We start from the raw sequence: 21060 nt of genomic DNA, 5'->3' as shown, positions 1-21060 counted from the left end.
GCGTCGCCGTCCACCGCCGTCCGCGGCGTTCGACGCCGATGTATACGGTGTCCGCCGCCTCGGCCACCCGGTACGCGGCGTTGAACGCGTCCAGGCCCGCCTTGGCGAGTTCACCCGTTCACCGCACTCCGCGGAGCGCCTCCGAGGGCCCCGCAGCCCCTAGGGTCGCTTGCATGGGGCGCGTCCGACGGAGTCCGCAGCCCGGCGCGGATCGCAGCGAGTGGTCACGGCGCGGATACCTCTCAGCGGTCTGGTATCTGCGGGCCGTCGCCTTCATCAACTTCCTCGGCGCTGTGTGGGTGTCTTTCGGAAACGACATCCGGCGGCACAACGACGACGAGTTCTTCACGCCCTATCTGCTGACTGCCGGGTTCTTCTCCGGTGTGCTCTCCGTGTTTCTGGCGATCACCATGCGACGGCGCAAGCGCGCCGCCTGGATCCTCAATCTCGCCCTGGCCGGGCTGACGCTGGTGCTGACGGCCCTGGCCCTGGAGTTGCCGGTGTACCGGCAGCACGTCCAGAACTGGATCGCGGTCCTGCTGACCGCGTTCTTCGTCGCCGCCATGCTCGCCGGGCGGCGGGAGTTCCATGCGAAGGGCGACCGTGCCAACCCGAAACTGGCGGTGGTGGTCGGCGTGGTCGGGCTGGTGGTGGGGTCGTTGCTCGCCACCACGATGGTCACCGTGAGCAACACCGACCCGGACGCCGGGCGCTCCGACTTCCTGGAGCGCTGGCACTACGGTGTGCTCCGCATGTTCTCGCTCGCCTACGACGACATCCGCTTCGAGGGAATCGCCACCCCCGGCTGGGCCAATGTGCTCATCAACCTGATGAGTACGGCGCTGATCCTGTTGGTCCTGTACGCGGCCTTCAGATCCCGCCGCGCCGTCGACCCGCAGACCGACGAGGACCAGCGAGAGATGCGCGCGCTGCTGGAGCGGTACGGCGACCGCGACTCCCTCGGCTACTTCGCCCTTCGCCGCGACAAGAGCGTCATCTGGTCTCCGTCGGGCAAGTCGGCCGTCGCCTACCGAGTGGTCGGCGGGGTCTCGCTCGCGTCCGGTGATCCGATCGGCGACCCGGAGGAGTGGCCGGGAGCGATCGACCGCTGGCTGGTCCAGGCCAGTGAGCACGGCTGGACACCCTCTGTGATCGGGGCGAGCGAAGAGGGCGGCCTCATTTACGTCCGGCACGGATTGAACGCTCTGGAACTGGGCGACGAGGCGATTGTCGACATCGGCGAGTTCACTACGGAAGGCCGTGCCATACGGAGTGTCCGCCAGGCACACCACCGTGTCGAGCGCGCCGGGTACACCGTCCGTGTCAGCCGTCACGAGGACATGTCGGCGGACGAGATGGCCGAGATGATCGAATTGGCCGACGACTGGCGTGACGGAGCGACGGAGCGGGGATTCTCCATGGCGCTGGGCCGTCTCGGCGATCCGCAGGATGGTCGCTGCATCATGCTGGTCTGTCGTGATACGGCCGGGCGGCCGCGTGCCCTGCTGAGTTTCGTCCCCTGGGGCGCCGACGGGCTCTCCCTGGACCTGATGCGACGTGACCGGAACTCGGACAACGGCCTGTTCGAGTTCATGGTGCTGGAGCTGATCCAGCGTGCAGGCGACCTCGGTATCACCCAGGTCTCGCTGAACTTCGCGATGTTCCGCGCGGTCTTCGAACGCGGCTCCCGGATCGGCGCGGGCCCGGTGCTGCGGCTGTGGCGCTCGTTGCTGACCTTCTTCTCCCGCTGGTGGCAAATCGAGTCGCTCTACCGCGCCAACGCCAAGTACCGGCCCATCTGGGAGCCCCGCTTCCTGCTGTACGCCCAGAGCACCGATCTGCCGCGGATCGCTCTCGCCAGCGCCCGTGCCGAGGGCTTCCTGGAGGCGCCCGGACTGCCGAAGTGGCTGCACCGCAGACGTCTGGAGACTCGCCGTTGAACATGGCTGCCCCGTTCGCCCGGCGCGAGTGGGGACCCCTCTACGTGACCGTGCGGACGGCCCTGGCCACCCGTGGGTGGCGGGCCGTCCCGCTGACGCTCGCCTCGGTCTGTCTCATCGCGCTCTGTCAGATCGTCCAGGACCAGAGCTGGGGATACGGCCTGATCCAGGACATCGGCTTCGTCCGGGCCGAGGACCCTCTCTGGCTCGCCCTCCTCCGTACCCCGCTCTCGCTCTTCGTGCCCGCGCTCAGCCTGCCCGTCTGGGGCGCGATGGTGCAGGTGCTGGTCGTGTTCGGCGTTGCGGAGATCACTCTGGGCCGGCCGCGTACCCTCGTCATCGCCTATGTCTGCACCCTCGCCGGGACGCTCTGCGCGCGGTTCGGCATCGCCATCGGACCCGAGGGCCTCCTCGGGCTGTCGGCCTCGGACGCACGGATCGTCGACACCGGGCCATCGGTGGCGGTCACGGGGCTCGCGGTCTGCGTCTGTGTGTGTACGGGGGCGTGGTTCACCGTGGCGCTGGTGGTCGTGGCGATGGTCGTCGAGGTGATCGTCAAGCCCAATCTGGCCGGCAAGGAGCATCTCGTGGCGATCGGGGCCGCGCTGGTGCTGTGCGCACCAGCGGCCCTGCGGAACCGGCACCCGTCCGACGGCGACGGTGGTGCGGGCGGGCCCGCGGTGCCGCCGGCCGGGGGCTGAAGCCCGCTGTTCGCAGGTGCCGGCGGCCCGGCCGTGCCGCAGTGGCTTTCTGCCTCCCGGCGCCTCCGTTCGGAGCAACTCTCGCCGTGCCGGAGTGGCCGGGCCGGGCCGGTACCGGGATAGGGAGAGGATGCCGACGGACGCGCCGGAACGGCTGCGCGTCCCGTCGAAACCGGAGCGAGGTTGCCTGTCAGATGCCGAAGCCGGCCGCACCTGAGCTGTCCCGGAAACCGGGTCTGAGGCGAGACATCGGCCTGATCGGACTCATCTGGACCTCCGTGGGGTCAGTCATCGGCTCCGGCTGGCTGTTCGGCGCGCTGTTCGCGGCGCAGGTGGCCGGGACGGCCGCCCTCGTCTCCTGGGGGATCGGAGCCCTCGCGATCACCGTTCTGGCGTTCGTCCACGCGGAGCTGGGGGCCATGTACCCGGTCTCGGGCGGCACCGCGCGCTTCCCGCACTACGCCTTCGGCAGCGTCGCCGGGGCCTCCTTCGGCTGGTTCTCCTGGCTCCAGGCCGTCGCCACGGCACCGATCGAGGTCATGGCGTCGCTGAACTACCTCAGCGTCCACGCCACCTGGGTACAGACGGAGAAGAACCAGCTGACCGCCGCCGGATACGGGCTGGCCGTCGCCTTCATGGCCTTCTTCGTCCTCGTCAACTTCCTCGGCATCCGCTGGCTCGCCCACACCAACAGCGTGGCCACATGGTGGAAGCTCGCCATCCCCCTGCTCACCATCGCCGCCCTGGCGGGGACCACCTTCCACGGAAGCAATTTCGGCTACCAGGGCTTCGCCCCGTTCGGCGTCGAGGGCGTGCTCTCCGCCGTCAGCACCAGCGGAATCATCTTCGCGCTCCTCGGATTCGAACAGGCGGACCAGTTGGCGGGGGAGAGCCGCAACCCGGCACGGGACATCCCGCGGGCGGTGATCGGCTCGATCCTCATCGGCGCGCTCGTCTACTCGGCGCTCCAGGTGGTCTTCATCGGGGCCCTGCCGCAGAGCTCCTTCGCCCACGGCTGGGCCGATCTGACCTTCGCCGACAAGGCGGGGCCGTTCGCCGGGCTCGCCCTGTCCGCCGGGCTCGGCTGGCTCGCCGCGCTGATCTACATCGACGCGGTCGTCTCACCGACCGGCACCGGCCTGATCTACACCACCGCCGCTTCCCGGGTGTCGTACGGCCTCTCCCGCAACGGCTATGTGCCCGCGGTCTTCGAACGGACGACGGCGCGCGGGGTTCCCTGGTTCAGTCTGCTCTTCGCCTTCCTCGTCGGGCTCATCGTCTTCCTGCCCTTCCCCACCTGGCAGAAGCTGGTCGGTTTCGTCACCTCCGCGAGCGTGCTGATGTACGCGGGCGCGCCGCTCGCCCTCGGGTGTCTGCGCAAGCAGGACCCGGACCGGCACCGCCCGTACCGTCTGCCCGGCGGTCTGTTCTGGGCCCCCGTCGCCTTCATCGTCTCCAACCTGATCATCTACTGGGCCGGCTGGGACACTCTGTGGCGACTCGGCCTGGCGATCGTCCTCGGATATCTGCTGCTGGGCGGCTCGGCACTGCTCAGGCTGAACCCGAGGGCCCCGCACCTGGACTGGCGGTCCGCCCAGTGGCTGCCGGTGTATCTGGTGGGGCTGGGCCTGATCTCCTGGCAGGGCGGCTACTGCAGCGGAGGACCGGCGTCGAAGGTGTCCTGCGGTGCGACCGGCGCCATCCCCCTGTGGTGGGACATGGCGATCATCGCCGCGTTCAGCCTGCTGATCTACTTCTGGGCGCAGGCCGTCCGGCTCCCGGACGAGGCGACCCAGGCGTACATCGGCCCGGTCGACGTACTGCACAGCCGCTGAAGACCGGGGCACTGACCTCCGTTGGCGGTCTGGTGAGGTTGGCGCGGTCGTCACCGAGATGTACTCCCCCTACGTGGCCGGAAGGGCCACCGTGCGGAGTCCGCCCTGGCATGATCGGGTGCCCGTCAACAAGACCGGGAAGCTCCCTGATTTTCAGAGTCGATCGCACCTTGGAGTCGTCTGCCGATGATGCGCGCATATCCGGTGCGCCCCAGATCGCAGCAGGATGCGAAAGATGCAAGGTCCAGCAGTCAGGGGACGGACGCTTCCATGTCCGTGATCGAGGAACGGAGCTGAAATTGGGAACCTCATCGCCCCAGAACGGCGATCCCGGCCGGCCGGGATGTGTGATCGGCCTGTTCTGGATAGAAGAGAGCAGAGTGTGTCTGGGCGCGCCTCCGGCCGAAGAGGGCTCTGGGGTGTTTCTCTCCCCTGCCGAGCTGTCAGTCACCGGCCCTGAACAACACGTCTGGGGCTGGGAGGATGTGACAGATCTCCAGGTCCTCGACGTTCCGGTGCTCTCGGCTGCCGTCCGATGGGCGACCCGGGTGACGACGGTCGCCGCGGCGGCCCTCGACGCCTGGGTTCCGGGCAGTCCGTCGCAGATGACCGTGGTGGTGCATGCCCAGGACCAGCGCGTCGAGACGCCGGTCTCTCCGCTGCGGACACCGCGTACACGCAGCGGGAAGTCGACCTCTCGCTCGGTCTGCTCTCCCACTTCGTGCGGGGCAGCGCCTCACCTTCGACCCTGACACAGTGGTGGGCAGAGAACCGACCGACCGAGGTCCTGCGCTCACGTCGCCGGGAAACCGGCTGATGGGGCGCTGCCTGCGGATTCCCCCTATCAGCCTGGCAGCGCACGCCATCTACCGAACGGTGGCCATGAACCGACATCGCATGCCGGGCGGTACAGCGGCCTGCACACTGCCCCGCATCACCGACTGAAGGCGCGCCATGACCCCGGCACCCATCTGCATTCTCAGCAGCACCCAGGCCCCCCAGGCCGGCCACGGCCATGACCTCGACCGCTTCGTCCAGATCGGCTCGCTGACCAAGCCACTCACCGGAACCCTGCTCGCCCAGCTGGCTGAAGCGGGCGTGCTCCAACTCGACGACCCACTCGACCAATTCCTCCGCATACCTGCCGGGACCGGTATCACCCTGCGGCACCTCGCGGAACACACCGCCGCGCTGCCTCGGGTTCCGCCGCGTCTGCGACGGCTCGATCCGTACGCCGACTTCGACCTCGAAGCCCTGAAAGCCGTCTTGGAACGCCTCGACACCATCACCACCGGACCTCCGGGCGGAGAAGCGGAGTACTCCAACCTCGGCTACGCCGTCCTCGGCGCGGCACTCTCCGCTGCGGCGGACGCACCGTACGAGGAGCTTCTGAACCGTCACGTGCTCACTCCCCTGGACATCACCGAGGTGACCTCGAACCCGCCACCGGCCGGACGACTCAGTGGACGTGGGTTCCTGGGCCGGCCCCTCCGCCCCTGGACCATGAGTGGCGCGATCCTGCCCGCCGGAGGGATGTGGGCCACTCCACGCGAGGCCGCGCGTCTGGTGACCAAGCTGCTCGTCGAACGAAAGCTGGGCGAACCCGCACTGACCTGGCAGACGTCAGGGCGCCTGCGCTGGCACAATGGTGCTACCCGGGGCGCCTCCGTTTTCGCGGGCGCCTTGGACGACGGCACCTGGGTCATGGTCCACCGCCTCTCCGGCCGGCCAACACCGACCGAGAACACAGCCGTCCAGATCCTGAAGGACGCGACCGCCAAACCGTCCGACTAAGACAGTGTTCTACGTGGGTGAGTCGGAGGAGTCGTTTGTAGCAGCTCGATGACCCATCTGTGGCGTCCGAGCCGTTCGCTGGACTGGATTCGATTACTGGCACGTCGAGCGGAAATCCGTCTGCATCTACAGCCAGCTCAAGAGCTGTTCGGCCTCCGAGGTCGCCTCGATGATCGAGAGTGTGCTGAGGCACTGGCCAGAGCACTGATCCGGGACAGGTGGCCGGGGTCGAGAACTGATCACCGGACGGGGAACGAGTGATGCCACCCATGCCCGCGCTCTGCAGCGTCTCGCGGCCGAGCGGGCCGGACTCACTGCCATCACGCCCACGCTTGCTGTGCCCCGTCAGGTAGGTCGTAGGCGTGAGCGTGGGAGATCAGCCGGTCGTGTCGGTGAGTTCTGCCGGTGCTTCCGCTTTCTTCTCGACAAATGCCCACTCACCGTTCGGCGCGGAGTACGGGGTGCCGGGTGGCACCGTCATCCACAGGGAACCGTCGTCGGCGATGAGGAGCATCCCGTGAGCATGGAGGGAGTGCACCGAGTCACGGGCATCGTCCTTGCTGCAGTCGGCGTTCGGAGCAAGCCGGGCTGCCAGGTCCGATTCCGCCAGGATGAGATCCAGCTGCCCGGCGGCGCCCAGCGGGATGTGCGGCCCGTAGACCTCGCGGTAGCGCAGCAGGGCCCGCATGGTGGTGGCCTCGCCCGATTCGGGCCCGAAGTGCTCGCAGACCTTGGTCATCACCCCGTCATCCGTGCCGACCGGGCTGTCCCACTCCGTACAGAACACGCCGGGCGGGTTCAGGTCATACAGGGGTTTCGGCTGCCGAGGACGCGGGGTCCTCTTCGGGCGGGGCCCGATCCGCTGGGTGGCTGAGGCCCGGCGAGCGGCCTCTCGGGCGCGGCGGCCCGCCGGGTCTACCTGTTTGCGTGCGTCACGGGCACGGTCCGGTCGTCGTCGACAGCCCAGAGCGCGCGTCCGAGGTTCCTGTTCGTTCAGCAGCTGGAGGGCACGCTGCTTGCGGTCGTGGGCGGAGCCGGTGGGGATGCCCAGCTCGTCTTCGATGACGCGGACGGTGACTGTGGTCTCACCCGCGGGCCTGGATCGTCGCGGCGACCCGGTCGGTGTTCCAGTCGGCCTGGTTCATACGGGCCAGGGCTGCGGCGTCAACCGCCTGCGCCTTCGCGGCCTCCTCGCGGACGGTCGAGACGGCGATTCCTTCCTTGCCGAGCTGCTCCTGCTCGGCGACACCGGTCTTGCGGACGGGTTCGTCTCGCTCGGTGCGGGCGGCGGCTTCGGCGGCGAAGTAGGCGGCAGGGCCCAGGTGACGCTTTCTGAAAGTTGTATCAGGGGAACATGACGAAGCCCTCGGGCGAAGCCCTGACAGGGGCCGGCCGACTGCCGGGAAGTCGGTGGACGCACCCGACGCCCCGGCAGCGCGTGTCCGATCAGGACTTGTAGGAGTCCACGATCAGCTGTCGGCTCCGGTTGACCATCCGTTACATCATGACCACGACAACGAGCTGGGCGAGGCCGGACACGAGAAACGCGGTCGGCACGCTGGTCAGGTCAGCCACGGTGCCACCGATCAGGGCGCCCAGCGGGATGCCGCCCCACAGCGCCACCCGGTGGGCGCCCAGCACCCGGCCGAGCAGCTCGGGGGGAATCATCGCCTGCCGCAGCGACATCGACAGCACGTTCCACATCGTGATGCCGACCGCGATGCCGAAGAACGACACGCCGGCCGCCCAGAGGGTCGGCACCGTGCCGAGCAGGACGCACATCACCGGAGCGATCGCCACGGCGACGGTGATTGCCCGCGGTCGGCCGAGACGGGAGACCAGCGGCCCGACCACCGCGGACCCGGCGATACCGCCGATCCCCATGGGAATGAACAGGAGGCCGTACAGCGACGAGCTGAGGTGCAGCGTGTTCAGGGCGTACAGCACGATGAGCGATGTCGCCATGGCCATGAACCCGGCGAGCAGCCCACTGAAGATCGTCAATTCCCGCAGCACTGGGTGCCGCCACAACCAGCTCACCCCCTCACGAATGTCCGCACGCAAGGTCGTGGGCGCGGTGCGCTCGGCCCGGAACCGACCGGGAACGGCGAGCACGAGGAGCGCCGCGAGCGCGAAGCCGATCGCACCGCCGACGAACGGCACGACACGGGACCAGCTGAACAACGCCGCACCCCCTGGCGGGCCGACGAAGCTGCTCCCGACGGTCTCCTCGACGGTCAGCCAACTGTTGGCTTTGTCAAGGTTCCGGCGGTCGATGAACTGGGGCAGGATGGCCCGCACCGCCGAGTCGTACACCACCTGGCAGAGGCCGAGTGCGAACGCGATGACATAGAGCAGCGGGATGCTTATGCCGCCGGCGACGGTGAGCAGGACGAGGACGACGAGCAGGGCGGCACGCATGATGTTGGCGCTCAACATCGCTCGCCGGCGGTCCAGTCGGTCCACCAACGCCCCGCCGGGCAGGCCGAACAGCAGCCATGGCAGGAACGCGAACGCGGTGAGGCCGGAGATGAGTACTGGATCGCCGGTCAGTGACGCAGCGAGCAAGGGCAGAGAAGTCTTGCTGATTCCGTCGGCGCAGTTGACGGTGGCCGATGCGGAGAACAGTTTCCAGAATGAACGATCAAGTGTGGATGCCGACTTGTCAGCCGGATTGACCAAGCGAGACAAAAGATGGACCTACCCTCGGAAACGGAGTGTCGTTTCCGCTCAGGCGGCGCTCGTCCTCCTGATGGCGCGGAAACGTGTGACAGGTCGAAGATTCACAGTCCCGCCTCCCATCACGTCTCGTTGAGGACAACGCGGCGGAGCATAGCATCGCGCGGCGCGCACGGGCCGAAGCTCGTTCCTCGGGCAGACCGCGGCGGCGTTCGAGCGCGCTCTTATCCTGGCCCCGACCAACTGGTCGCTGTATCTCGACCTGGCCGACCTGCGTGCCGAACAGGGCGACTTCACCACTGCGGTCCAGCTCATCGGTCAGGGGCTGGAGCACGAGTCGACCGAAGTCACGCTTCGCGCGGCCGGGGCCGCCTACCGTGCCCGGATCACGGGCTCGCCCGACGACCTGCGCGAACTCATCGGATTGGCGCCGCACCTACCGAACGACCCGTACCGGGGCCTGCACATTGATCACGCCTGTTCCGGTCCCGCGGCGAACGCCGCCCTGATCGAGGCCCAGGCCCGGGTGCCGATCGTGCAGTTCTGGGGCAAGGGCCTGCTCGCCTCCGTCGACGGCTTGCGCTTCGTCGTCCCCACGCGGACCATCAACGCCGCACCCTCGCCGAAGTACTTCGCGAAGAAGAAGGGCATCACCTGGCTGAACGCGATCAATGACCAGGTGATCGGCATCGGGCAGATGGTGGTGCCCGGCACCCCGCGTGACTCCCTGTTCATCCTGGACGCCCTGCTGAACCTGGACGCCCTGCTGAACCTGGACGGCGGGGTGAAGCCGGAGATGGTCGCCACCGACAACGCTTCGTACAGCGACATCGTGTTCGGCATCTTCAAGATGCTTGGCTACCGCTTCTCCCCGCGCTTCAAGGACCTGGAAGACCAGCGGTTCTGGAAGGCCCAGATGCCCGGCGCTGAGAACGCCAGCGGGTACGGGCCGCGGGAGGCCATCGCCCGCAACAAGGTGAACGTGAAGAAGGTGATCACGCACTGGCCGGACATGCTGCGGGTGGCCGGCTCCCTGGTCACCAACCAGGTGAGGGCCTACGACCTGCTGCGGATGTTCGGCCGCGAGGGCCACCCGACCCCGCTCGGGCAGGCGTTCGCCGAGTACGGGCGGATCGCCAAGACCCTGCACCTGCTCGCCGTCGTCGACCCCATGGACGAGACGTACCGGCGCCAGATGCACAAGCAGCTCACCGTCCAGGAGTCCCGCCACAACCTCGCCCGGAACATCTGCCACGGCAAGAAGGGCACCATCCACCAGGTGTACCGGGACGGGATGGAGGATCAGTTGGGCCCGCTGGGTCTCGTTTTGAACGCCGTGGTGCTCTGGACGACCAGGTACATCGACGCCGCCGTCGCCCAACTCCGTGCGGAGGGAACCAAGATCAGGGGCGAGGATGTCGCACGGGTGTCGCCGCTCAAGCACAAGAATCTGAACGTTCTGGGCCGCTACAGCTTCACCGCCTCCCAGCCGGGCGACGGGCTGCGGCCGCTGCGCGACCCGGACGCCGTCGGTCCGGACGAGGACGACGATGAGTAGGGAAGCGAGGCGCCCAACGTCTTCTCCGGCCGTCGGCTCGTGGCGTTGTTTTTGCCAGCCTAACTTGGAGGGCGCTGGGCCCACTTCGGTGTCCAGATATCGCCTTCGGGGCGACCGGGGTATGCGGAGCTGAGGTGGGTGCGGAGCGCGGTGAGGGCAGGGTGCGGATTGTCGGTGCGCCAGAGCAGTGAGTGCGGGTAGACCGGGATCGGGCTGTGCAGGGGGATGCGCCTCAGGTCATGGCCGGCGGGCCAGACGAGAGGGGTCTGCTCGCTGACGAAGGTCGCCAGCGTCGAGGAGCTCGCGATCGTGTCGAGGAGGGGCTCAATGCCGAAGTCGGGGCCGATCGAGTCGATGGTGAGCCCGAACGCGGTGGCGAGTTCGTCGTAGTAGGCGGCCCACTCGGTTCCGGGGACGTTGCCGGGCATCCAGATCCGACGCCCGGCGAGCTGGGCGGGGGTGACCTTGCGAGCGGCAGCGAACTCATGGGCTGGTCCGGTGAACAGATGGAGGGGCTCGTCGAAGACCGGGGTGGCCTCGATGTCGTCGGGGAGTTGGCGCCCCGGCATCGTGACGGCGCGGAAGGTCGCGTCGATCGTTCCGGACCGGATGGCGGCTATGGCCGCCGCGGAGTCCAAGAGGGTCACCACATCGAGGTCGACGTCGGGGTGCGCGCGATGGAAGTCACGCAGCAGTCCTGCCAGAGAGAGCTGTCGGCCGATCACGTCGACGCGTAGCGGGCGGGTGCCTGGCCGTACGGAAGCGGCTGCCCGCTCCTCGGCTTGGAGGAGAGCCCGGGCGTGGGGCAGGAACGCCTGGCCGTCGATCGTCAGCCGGGCCCCGCGCGCTGCGCGGCTGAACAGTTGCACGCCGAGGTCCTTCTCCAGCACGGCGATGCGCTTGGAGACGGCCTGCGGGGTGATCGACAGGCTGGTGGCGGCTTCTTGGAACTGTCCCTCGTCTACGGCGGTGACGAAGGTGTACACGGCAGTGAGGTCCACGCCGGCCATCCTAGGTGATCAACCAATGGTTGAGTCGTAGGGGTGAAATGGTTGTTTGATTCCCTTGCGTACTGGCCGCTTTGATGTCTCTGGTCAACGTGTGGTGTTGCGGGGCGGTGCGACAGGGGGCGATTGCCCAGGCAGGTTCGATGCTGCTGGTCACCCCGTCCACGCGATCACACCGCGACGGACCGAGTAGCCCGCCCATCTGCCGATGCCGGTGCGGTCGGTCGCTGGCAAGGTCACCATCGCGGCTCTGGTCGGGGTGGGGCTTCCTACTCGCCGCGGAGGTAACTCACCCGTGCCGGATTCTTTCGTTCACCTGCACAATCACACCGAATATTCGATGCTGGACGGTGCGCAGAAGCTGAAGCCGATGTTCGGCGAGGTGGCCCGGCAGCAGATGCCTGCGATTGCCATGAGCGATCACGGCAACATGTTCGGCGCCTATGAATTCGCGCAGGTCGCGAAGGGCTTCGAGGGCATCACGCCGATCATCGGTATCGAGGCGTACGTAGCGCCTTCCTCCCGTTTCGGCCGGAAGCAGGAGTTCTGGGGGCCGGGAGGCCGCCGCGCCGTGAGCGATGACGGTGAGGGATCGAAAGACGTCTCGGGTGGCGGCCGCTTCACCCATATGACCATGTGGGCGCGGAACGTCCAGGGCCTGCGGAACCTGTTCTGGCTCAGCACGCAGGCTAGCTACGAGGGACAGTTCCCGGTCGGTAAGCCGCGCATGGACCGCGAGCTGATCGCTGAGCGGCCGGACGGCATCATCGCCACCACCGGTTGTCCCTCCGGCGAGATCCAGACCCGGCTGCGGCTGAACCAATACGGCGAGGCGAAGGCCGCCGCTGCGGCTTACCAGGAGGTCTTCGGCCGCGAGAACTACTTCCTGGAACTGATGGATCACGGCCTGGACATCGAACGCAAGGCCCGCGACGGCCTGTTGCGGCTGGCCAAGGAGCTGAGCATCCCTCTCCTGGCCACCAACGACGCGCACTACGTCACCGAGGACCAGGCCGACGCCCACGACAGCCTGCTGTGCATCGGTGTCGGCAAGAACAAAGATGACCCGAAGCGCTTCCGCTTCAACGGCTCCGGCTACTACCTCAAGACCGCCGCCGAGATGCGCAGGCTCTTCTCGGATCTTCCCGAAGCCTGCGACAACACCCTGCTGATCGCCGAGCGCATCGAGTCCTATGACGAGGTCTTCGACTACGTCGACGAGATGCCGCAGTTCCCGGACGTTCCCGAGGGTGAAACCCAGGAGTCGTGGCTGCGGAAGGAAGTCCTCGCGGGCCTGGCGATGCGCTACGGGAACCCGGTTCCCCAGCACGTCCTGGACCGCTTCGAGACCGAGATGACGGTCATCGGCCCCATGGGCTTCAGCTCCTACTTCCTCGTCGTGGCGGACATTTGCCGCCACGCCCGGGAGAACAAGATCCCCCTCGGCCCGGGCCGAGGCTCTGCCACCGGCTCCATCGTGGCCTACGCCACTCGCATCACCGAACTGTGCCCTCTGGAGCACGGCCTGCTGTTCGAACGGTTCCTCAACCCCGAGCGCATCAACCCTCCGGATGTGGACCTCGACTTCGACGACCGCCAGCGCGACAGAATGGTCCGCTACGTCACCGAGAAGTACGGCGACGAGTACACCGCCATGGTGAACACGTTCGGCAAGATCAAGGCCAAGAACGCGACCAAGGACTCCTCGCGCATCCTGGGCTACCCCTACTCCCACGGTGAGCGGATCACCAAGGCGCTCCCGCCGGACCAGAACGGCAAGTCAGCCCCGCTGGCGGCCGTCTTCGACCCCTCTCACGAGCGGTACGGCGAGGCCGGCGAGCTCCGGCAGATGTATGACAACGAGCCGGACGTGAAGCGGGTCATGGACACGGCGCGCGGGGTGGAGGGCCTGACCCGCGGTACCGGTGTGCACGCCGCTGCGGTGATCCTTTCTAAGACGAAGCTGACCGACCGCATCCCGCTGCACATGCGTGCTTCGGACGGCGTGAAGATCACCGGGTTCGACTACCCGTCGTGCGAGGCGATGGGCTTGATCAAGATGGATTTCCTGGGACTGAGGAACCTGGGCGTCATCGATCAGGCCATCGAGAACATCCGCGAGAACCGTGGCATCAACCTGGCCACCGTGGACCCCCTGGACGGCGACCCCTCCACCGTGGTGATCCCGTTGGACGACGCCAAGACGTACCAGCTGCTGGCCGAAGGCAATACGTTTGGTGTGTTCCAGCTCGACGGCGGCGGCATGCGGGTCCTGCTGAAACAGATGGAACCCACCCGGTTCGAAGACATCGCCGCGGTTAACGCCCTCTACCGCCCCGGCCCCATGGCGGCGAACGCACACACCAATTACGCGCACCGTAAGACCGGCCGCCAGGAGATCACCCCGATCCACCCCGAGCTGCGCGACGCCCTGGAGCCGATCCTCGGCAACACCTTTCATCTGCTCGTCTACCAGGAGCAGATCATGGCCATCGCCCGGGAACTGGCCGGGTACACCCTCGGCGGCGCCGACCTGCTGCGCCGTGCGATGGGCAAGAAGAAGCCGGAGGTGCTGGCCGCCGAGTGGGACAAGTTCCACGACGGCATGCAGGGCAACGGATTCAGCGAGGAAGCCATCAAGGCGCTGTGGGACGTCATGCTCCCGTTTTCCGGCTATGCGTTCAACAAGTCCCACACCGCCGGCTACGGCCTCGTCTCCTGCTGGACCGCCTACCTCAAGGCGAACTACCCGGCCGAATACATGGCCGCCCTGCTCACCTCGGTGGGCGACGACAAGGACAAGGCCGCGATCTACCTCGCCGACGCCCGCAAGAACGGCGTCCGAGTCCTCCAGCCCGACGTGAACGAGTCCGTCGCAGAGTTCACCGCCGTCGGCGACGACGTGCGGTTCGGACTGCGGTCCGTACGCAACGTCGGCGACAATGTCATCGAGGCCATCGTCGGTGCCCGCCGCAGTAAGGGGAAGTTCACTTCCTTCCCCGACTTCCTGGACAAGGCCGACCTGCCCGCACTGAACAAGAGGGCCGTCGAATCCCTGATCAAAGCCGGCACCTTCGACTCCCTGGGACATGCGCGTAAGGGCCTGACCGCCATCTACGAAGACGCCATCGACGCCATCATTCCCGTGAAGAAGGCGGCCAGCTTCGGTCAAGACGACCTCTTCGCCGATCTCAGCGGAGAAGGCAGCGACGGACCGGCCTTCGGCCTGGACTTCCCCATCGACGACGCCGAGTGGCCCCGCCGCCAGCTCCTGGCGACCGAACGCGAGATGCTGGGCCTGTACGTCTCCGCCCACCCACTGGACGGCGCCGAGCACATCCTCACCGGAGCCCGGGACTGCTCCATCGCCGAACTTCTCACCTCCGGCCGCACCACCGGAGACATCCAGCTCTCCGGGCTGATCACCGGCATCCAGCTCAAGATGACCAAACAGGGCAACGCGTGGGCCATCGTGAACCTCGCAGACCGCGACGCCAGCATCGAGGTCCTCTTCTTCCCTGCCTCCTACCAGCTTGTGCAGCACGTGCTGGCCGAGGACAACGTCATCTCCGTCAGAGGCAAGATCGAAGACCGCGACGGTACGGTGAACATCTTCGGCAGAGAACTGACGATGCTGGACGTGTCCTCGGCCGAGCACGGCGGGAAACCTCCCGTACGACTTGAACTCCCCGCCCACCGGGTCACGGAGCGGTCCGTGAGCGAACTGAAGAGAATCCTCGCGGCCCACCCGGGCGACAGCCCAGTCCGTCTCAGCGTCCGTGGCACACGGAAAACCACCGTCTACGCCCTGCAAGCCAGGGTGGACGCCACCACCATCGCCTCCGACGTGAAAGGCACCTTCGGAGCTGAAGCATGGGCGGGCATCGCATGATGCAGATGGCCGTGGACCGGCTCATCGCCCGGCGCGAGGTGCACCTGCGGGAGAAGACGCTGTGGCGGATGCTCTACGAGACTGCCGCCCGCGCGGAGGAGATCCTCGGCGTGAACATCGAGGACCTGGACCTCGCCGCACGCCGCTGCCCGGTCAAGGCCAAGGGTGCCCGGACCAAGGCCCGCCGCAGAGGCCAGGCACGCGAGGACTTCGTGCTGGAGACCGTCTACTGGGATGCCGGCACCGCCCGGCTCCTGCCCCGCCTGCGGCGCGGCCGTACTCGCGGCCCGGTGTTCGTCACCCACCGCCGCCCCGGCCCGGGGAAGGTCGTCAGCCCGCGCGACGTGTGCCCGGACACCGGCCTGGCCCGCCTCTCCTACGGGCAGGCCCGCGCGTTGCTGGACGAGCACACCGCCGTGCGCGGGCCGGGAACCGGCTGGGACCTGCACGAGTACCGCCACTCCGCCCTCACACACCTCGGCGAGCAAGGCGCCTCCCCGCTGATGCTGATGGCGAAGTCCCGGCACAAGAAGCCGGAGAACGTCCGCCGCTACTTCAAGCCGTCCCCTGAGGCGATCTCGGAGCTGACCAGCCTGCTCGCACCCGGCGACGCGCGCCGCTAACCCTGCTGCCACGGCCCCGGAGTCCTAGCCCAGACACCAGCCGCAAAGTAGCGAGGTGATCATGTGCTCACGCCATGGCAGCCTGCTCGTCGTGTTCACGCAGCATCCGCATGACGGTCGCGGGCGAGGGGTGCCGGCCCTTCTTCGTGCCGGTGGTGATGACGAGCCGCTTGGCGATGTCGCGCAGGCTCATCTCCTGGTCACGCAGGTGAAGGGCCATGGAGAGCATGGACTCGTCGGTGACGCCCGCCCCGCCGATGGTCTTGCCGCGCTTGCGGGCGGACTCGTGGCCTTCGAGGGTGCGGTCGCGGATGTCCTCGCGCTCCATACCGGACATGGCCGCGAGCACGGTGAACACGATGCCGGACGGGTCGTGCGAGCCCTTCAGCTCCCCGGTCAGGAACTCCAGGCCAATGTCGCTCGCCTTGAGCTCCTCGGCGAGCATGGCGAGTTCGATGCCACGGCCGAGTCGTTTGTGTTCGTGGACGACGAGGGTGACGGCGACGCCGGAGGAACGGATCTCCCCGGCGAGCTTCACGGCGGCCTCCGGCTCGGGGCGCTTGGTAGCGCGGGTGGAGATCTTCTCCGAGAAGACGCGCGTCACCCCAGCCTCGGCGAGGGAGTCGAGCTGTGCGTCGAGGTAGCGCCCGGCGCCGGACCCAGTCCGACATCAAAAGGGGGCTTCACCTGTGGGAATAGGGACTCTCAGACGTCTGCCGGACAGGAGGGTTCAGGGAGCGGCGGGAACCTGCCAACGTGGCGCGAACAAGCTTGATTGAACGGGGAATTGGGATGGGAATGAGGAAATAGGGAATCGGGACCATCACGCCACGACCCAGTGGGGTCGCCCGGTCCCCGGGACTGGGGGCAGACGTGGACGCACGGGACAGCGCATCAGTACCGTCCGAGCAACCACCTCCGCAACCACCGCTTCCCCCGTACCCTTCGTTCCCACCACTTCCCCCGCAGGCGCCGCACCTCTCGCCACCGCCAGCGGGCAGTCGGGCGTCCCGGGCGGCTGGAGCGCTTGTCCGGTTGATTAAGTCCAGTCGCTGGTACTGGCGTTGGGGCGTCCTGGCGCTGGTCATGGTGCTCGTCGCCGGCCTGATGACCTTTGTGCTCTGGCCACGCGAGAAGACGCCCGCGCAGCTGGCCTCGGTGGCCACGAAGAGCCTGCGTGCCTGGCGCGGGGTCACCTATGCGGGGACCACGGTGGACGGCAACGGCGCGATCATCGGCTTCCGTCTGACGGTCGCCCGCGACGGCACTGCGTACGGAACCCTGAGCCGTGACTCGGGGGCGTACGCGGAGCTCGCTGTGAGCCCCAAGCGAACCCTTCTGCGTGGCAACAGCCAGTGGTGGTTCGAGCACGAGCCGGGCAGCGCCGAAGCGCTGGCCAACACCTGGGTGGCCGACCCGCCGCAGGGGGTGATCGGCCTGGCCGAGCTGTCCCGGATGACTCCGACGGCGCTCGCCGACGCCCTCTCGGGCAAGGACACCGACGGTCCGTCCGGGCGGCCGTCCAGGTGGCGCCAGAGCGGGGCCACGTCGGTGAACGGCCGTCCGGCGAAGATACTGACCGACGGCACCCTGCGCATCGTGGTGAGTGCGTCCCCTCCGTACCGGCCGCTCTCGGTCGGCCTGCCGGGTTCCGCTGGATCTCAAGGAGCCGCCACACCCGAACCTGCGCCGGACGCCTCGGATGCGCGCACTGCCGTCTTCCGCTCCGGCCCGCAGGACGGTGCCGCACGGTCCGCGCGCCATGTGCAGTCCGCAGGTCACGTGCCGGCGGCGGCCGGTGAGCCCGCGCCCGCCCCGGCCCTGTCGTCCGCGGTCAGCGAGCCCGACGCGGCCCAGGTGCAGAGCACAACGGAGAACGTACGCCGGGTCGACACCTCGCACGAGCAGGCCGAACCGCTGAGCCAACGTGTGGCGGCCCAGTCGGCCGTGGCCGTACAGCTCACGGCATCGTTCTGCAGCACTCCGAGCTGCCCGGCCACCGTGAACGTGACCAACCAGGGCACCGCTCCGGCCAGCGGCACGGTGATAGTGACCGTAGCCGGACAGACGCCCCTGAACAGTCCTGTTTCCGTGCCTCCCGGCGGGAACCGCACCCTGACGGCTACGGCGACGAATACGGCACCGCCCGGCCAGACGATCCCGGTGAGCTGGTCCGCGGTCTTCTACGAAGCGAGCGTCATGGGCGAGGACCCGGCGCTCGTCAAACGGCTGATGGGCCGCGGTTTCAAGCTCAATGAGCCACTGGGCGATCAGCGGGCCAACGACAGCAAGGGCAAGCCCGTCCTGCAGCTCCTCGACGCCATGACGGCCGACATCGGTCCGCGGACCAGCCCCGAGGTCCGCGAGAGCCGGCTCAGCAATGTCGGCAAGACGGTGGCCAATCTGGAGCAGCAGGGAGCGTTCGAGCCGTTCTACGACCTAGCCGTGAACACCGACAACCTGAGAGTTTCCGGCGAGAGCGGCATTGCCGAACTGGAAGCGAAGACAGCCCAGCTCTCCCTCTCCGACCGGCGGGCGCTGCAATATGCGAGCGATCTGGCGCGCGCGGGGAACAAGGTCGTCTGGGGCAACACCTACAAACCCGAGGGTTCCACGGACGGGTACAAGGCCGACCTCCAGAACCTGACCGGCAAACAGACCATCCAGCGCAAGGCCGTGTCCGGGGGCACGGACGCGGTCGTGAACGACTTCGCGGCGGCGATCCACGAACTCTCCGGTACCGGGGTGGTCCCGCCCGGCTTCGACAAGGTCGCCTGGATCGACATCGACCCGAACGCCTCCACCGTCCTGGCCGGCAGTGACCGGCAGGCACTGGCGAAGGAGTTCAAGAAGCTCAAGCTCGACAAGTACTGCAACAGCGCGGGCGGGCCCGCTTTCGACGCGGCCGTGTTCACCACCTATCCGCCCGGCCCGGACGGCACCCCGCAGCGTACGAACAGCGTGTTCACCTGCAACGAACTGCTGAGCAGTGCCGTCGACCACCACAAGTACATCCAGGACGAGATGGTCTGGAAGGCCAACAACGACCCGGTCTGGTACTCCGCCAACTACAAAATCGACGGCCGCCGAAGGAGCGAGACCACCACGGAGAACGGCGTCACGCTGCCGAAACTCGCCAAGGACAACGAGAACCACTGGATCTCCAAGAACAAGCTGCCCTCGGCACCCGGCCATAAGCTGTCCCCCGCGACGCTCGTCGACCCGGGCTCGGTCGGTGACAGAAAACGGAGCGACCTGCTCAACAAGATCGCTGACCATCGCAAGACGTCCGTGGATCTCACCAACGCGGAGCTGAAGTTCGAGAAGCATGGGACCGCGGCCAATGGGCGGACACGCGACAAGGCACTGAAGCACTACCGGAAAGAACTAGGCGTCACGCCCAACAACAGCCGCATATCCGAGCGGCTCGGCGAGAGCGCGGCACGCTACCACGTCGTTCCGGAAAAGTTCCGGGGAGCCCAGTGGATCCCCCTGCCCAAAACCCCCAATGGTAGCGATATGTTCGACCAGCTGTACCGGCTCAAGGACGGCACGCTGCTCATCGTCGAGGCCAAGGCGCCATCGAGCAACCCCGGCTGGCGTCAGGGGAAGGGCCGTTACAAGAACAAGATGGTCCAGCAGATGACCAGGGAGTACGTGGAGACGATCATCGAGGCGATGAAGGAGCGTGCGACGAAGTCCCCGCGGGACGGCGAGCTGGCGCACGACCTGAAGGAGGCGCTGGACCAAGGCAAGCTCCGCTACGTCCTCGTGAAGGCAAAGGATGGCGGCAGCTCCTACGCGGGTGCCACCCTGCAGGAATGCGTCATCTACTAGCCCGGCGCCCGGCGTCGACGAGCCGGTGCAACAGCGCGGCCCGGCGGTAGAGGTAGGCCAGACGGCTGTCGGCTTCGGAGCCGGGACCGTGGTAGTGCTCGGCGTCGTTGAGCAGACCCACCAGATCCGCAGCCAGCACCCTGTCCACCTGCGGCTGGGAGGAGGGCGGGATGCCAGTCACGACGGCTTCCCGGCGAGCGCGGCCAGACGCTCCATCTCGTCCAGGCCGTTGTTGCAGCACTGCCCGCACACCAGCCGCCGGGCCTTGGGCCGCTCGGACAGCCGGATGTCGAACGGCAGCCGGGTCTCGTCTTTGAACTCACGCAGGTCGTAGTCGCACTCCGCGCAGACGAGCCGGGCAGCGCGAGCCTGCTTCTTCGACCAGGCGGGCCACTCCGCCGACAGGGCCAGCTTGGCGATGGCCATGCCATCGGCGCGGGGCTGGAACAACGTGAAGTCCCAGCCGGGGGCATCCTCGGGGATGTCGGCGACGGTCTGTTCAAGCGACGGCATCCACGGCACCAGGTGGGACAGGTCCTTGCGCAGGATGCGGACCTCCTCGCCTTCGCGCATGGCCTTGCTGTAGGAGGTAGCGAGCGGGAAGCGGAATGCGGTGACGATCGTGTGCGGGACCTGGAGCACGTCCAAGTCCCGGCTGATGTCGACTGTGGTGGCTTTCCACTCGCCGCAGTTGACCTCCCGCCATATGGCCAGCCCGTCCTTGTTCAGCTTCCCGGACGCGTTGACCGTGCTGACGATCCGCCGCTGCGCGGCCCGTACCTCCGGCGCGACCGCTACCGCCATCTCCGTCTCCCTGTTCTCGTCGGCACCCGTTCACGGGTGCTGTCTGTGCTGGTCAACGAACCCGGCCCGGAGAAGGGCCGGTGCGACTTTCTCCGGTTGGCCGGGCCGTGCCGGGTGTACGTGGAGGCATGGCCGGGCGGAGGCGCCGCTGCGCGCACTGCTGGAAGCCGTTGCGGGCCACCGCCCGCAGCGACGCCCGATTCTGCTCGAAGGCGTGCAAGGCCGCCGAGCGCCGTTGGCGCCAGCACTTCCTGGAGGCCGTCGCTATCGGCCTCTGTGGCTTCGTTGATCTCTGAGAGGGCGGTATGTGACGTGATGCCACGTTTGCTGTCGCTGGAACGTGTGGCACAGGCGTATCGGGGCTGATCGGAGAGTCCTGTCGTGCTGGAG

Annotated in this window: 12 protein-coding genes and 5 pseudogenes; 11 read left to right on the top strand and 6 right to left on the bottom strand. The window is 67.6% G+C overall.

Features of this window, described 5'->3' with window-relative positions; genetic code table 11:
• Nucleotides 1-173 precede the first annotated feature (173 nt).
• From ACFVX4_RS37670 to ACFVX4_RS37650, 5 genes and pseudogenes are all read left to right on the top strand, one after another.
• Nucleotides 174-1937, top strand: a pseudogene (locus tag ACFVX4_RS37670) (phosphatidylglycerol lysyltransferase domain-containing protein); the annotation flags it as partial.
• A 5-nt stretch (nt 1938-1942) separates the two neighbouring features.
• Nucleotides 1943-2641 (top strand): hypothetical protein, encoded by a 699-nt coding sequence (locus tag ACFVX4_RS37665; RefSeq protein ID WP_389986730.1) that lies wholly within the window; start codon nt 1943-1945, stop codon nt 2639-2641.
• Between the two features lie 194 nt (nt 2642-2835).
• Nucleotides 2836-4476 carry an APC family permease gene (locus tag ACFVX4_RS37660; RefSeq protein WP_389986727.1) on the top strand — a complete coding sequence of 547 codons (1641 nt, stop codon included), beginning with the start codon at nt 2836-2838 and terminating at the stop codon, nt 4474-4476.
• 954 nt (nt 4477-5430) lie between these two features.
• The gene (locus tag ACFVX4_RS37655; protein ID WP_389986724.1) at nt 5431-6270 is read left to right on the top strand and encodes a serine hydrolase domain-containing protein; all 840 of its coding nucleotides are present in this window, start codon (nt 5431-5433) and stop codon (nt 6268-6270) included.
• Between the two features lie 94 nt (nt 6271-6364).
• A pseudogene (locus ACFVX4_RS37650) lies at nt 6365-6472 on the top strand (Tn3 family transposase); the annotation flags it as partial.
• A 174-nt stretch (nt 6473-6646) separates the two neighbouring features.
• Here the strand turns inward: ACFVX4_RS37650 and ACFVX4_RS37645 are convergent.
• A complete protein-coding gene (locus ACFVX4_RS37645) occupies nt 6647-7057 on the bottom strand; it encodes a hypothetical protein (RefSeq protein WP_389986721.1) in 411 nt (136 codons plus the stop codon).
• A gap of 256 nt (nt 7058-7313) precedes the next feature.
• Here ACFVX4_RS37645 and ACFVX4_RS37640 point away from each other — a divergent pair, with 256 nt between their 5' ends.
• Nucleotides 7314-7628, top strand: coding sequence for a hypothetical protein (locus tag ACFVX4_RS37640; RefSeq protein ID WP_389986718.1), 315 nt, complete (start codon nt 7314-7316; stop codon nt 7626-7628).
• 139 nt (nt 7629-7767) lie between these two features.
• Here ACFVX4_RS37640 and ACFVX4_RS37635 read toward each other — a convergent pair whose 3' ends face one another.
• Entirely contained in the window at nt 7768-8952 is a 1185-nt protein-coding gene (locus tag ACFVX4_RS37635; protein ID WP_389986715.1) for an MFS transporter, read from the bottom strand.
• A gap of 487 nt (nt 8953-9439) precedes the next feature.
• On the opposite strand from ACFVX4_RS37635, the pseudogene ACFVX4_RS37630 reads away from it, so the two are divergent.
• Nucleotides 9440-10507: pseudogene (locus tag ACFVX4_RS37630) on the top strand (transposase); the annotation flags it as partial.
• Nucleotides 10508-10566: 59 nt separating this feature from the next.
• Here the strand turns inward: ACFVX4_RS37630 and ACFVX4_RS37625 are convergent.
• A complete protein-coding gene (locus ACFVX4_RS37625; protein WP_389986712.1) occupies nt 10567-11508 on the bottom strand; it encodes a LysR family transcriptional regulator in 942 nt (313 codons plus the stop codon).
• A gap of 301 nt (nt 11509-11809) precedes the next feature.
• On the opposite strand from ACFVX4_RS37625, the gene dnaE reads away from it, so the two are divergent.
• Nucleotides 11810-15406: a DNA polymerase III subunit alpha gene (gene dnaE / locus ACFVX4_RS37620; protein WP_389986709.1), complete on the top strand. Its 3597-nt coding sequence runs from the start codon at nt 11810-11812 to the stop codon at nt 15404-15406.
• Between the two features lie 2 nt (nt 15407-15408).
• Nucleotides 15409-16029, top strand: a pseudogene (locus ACFVX4_RS37615) (tyrosine-type recombinase/integrase); the annotation flags it as partial.
• A gap of 67 nt (nt 16030-16096) precedes the next feature.
• On the opposite strand, the pseudogene ACFVX4_RS37610 reads toward ACFVX4_RS37615, so the two are convergent.
• Nucleotides 16097-16660 (bottom strand): annotated as a pseudogene (locus ACFVX4_RS37610) (recombinase family protein); the annotation flags it as partial.
• 404 nt (nt 16661-17064) lie between these two features.
• Between ACFVX4_RS37610 and ACFVX4_RS37605 the strand changes: the two are divergent.
• Complete coding sequence (locus ACFVX4_RS37605) at nt 17065-19866, top strand: hypothetical protein (RefSeq protein ID WP_389986706.1); 2802 nt, start codon at nt 17065-17067, stop codon at nt 19864-19866.
• On the opposite strand, the gene ACFVX4_RS37600 is transcribed toward ACFVX4_RS37605, so the two are convergent.
• Nucleotides 19856-20047 (bottom strand): hypothetical protein, encoded by a 192-nt coding sequence (locus ACFVX4_RS37600; RefSeq protein WP_389986703.1) that lies wholly within the window; start codon nt 20045-20047, stop codon nt 19856-19858. The genes ACFVX4_RS37605 and ACFVX4_RS37600 overlap by 11 nt on opposite strands.
• Nucleotides 20044-20670 carry a hypothetical protein gene (locus tag ACFVX4_RS37595; RefSeq protein ID WP_389986700.1) on the bottom strand — a complete coding sequence of 209 codons (627 nt, stop codon included), beginning with the start codon at nt 20668-20670 and terminating at the stop codon, nt 20044-20046. The genes ACFVX4_RS37600 and ACFVX4_RS37595 overlap by 4 nt, the downstream gene beginning before the upstream one ends.
• A gap of 128 nt (nt 20671-20798) precedes the next feature.
• Between ACFVX4_RS37595 and ACFVX4_RS37590 the strand changes: the two genes are divergently transcribed.
• Nucleotides 20799-20966, top strand: coding sequence for a hypothetical protein (locus ACFVX4_RS37590; RefSeq protein WP_389986697.1), 168 nt, complete (start codon nt 20799-20801; stop codon nt 20964-20966).
• The last annotated feature ends 94 nt before the right edge of the window (nt 20967-21060 follow it).

Source organism: Streptomyces sp. NPDC058240 (assembly GCF_042882135.1).
In the GTDB taxonomy this organism is placed as follows: domain Bacteria; phylum Actinomycetota; class Actinomycetes; order Streptomycetales; family Streptomycetaceae; genus Streptomyces.
This window is presented reverse-complemented; position numbering and strand designations above follow the sequence as displayed.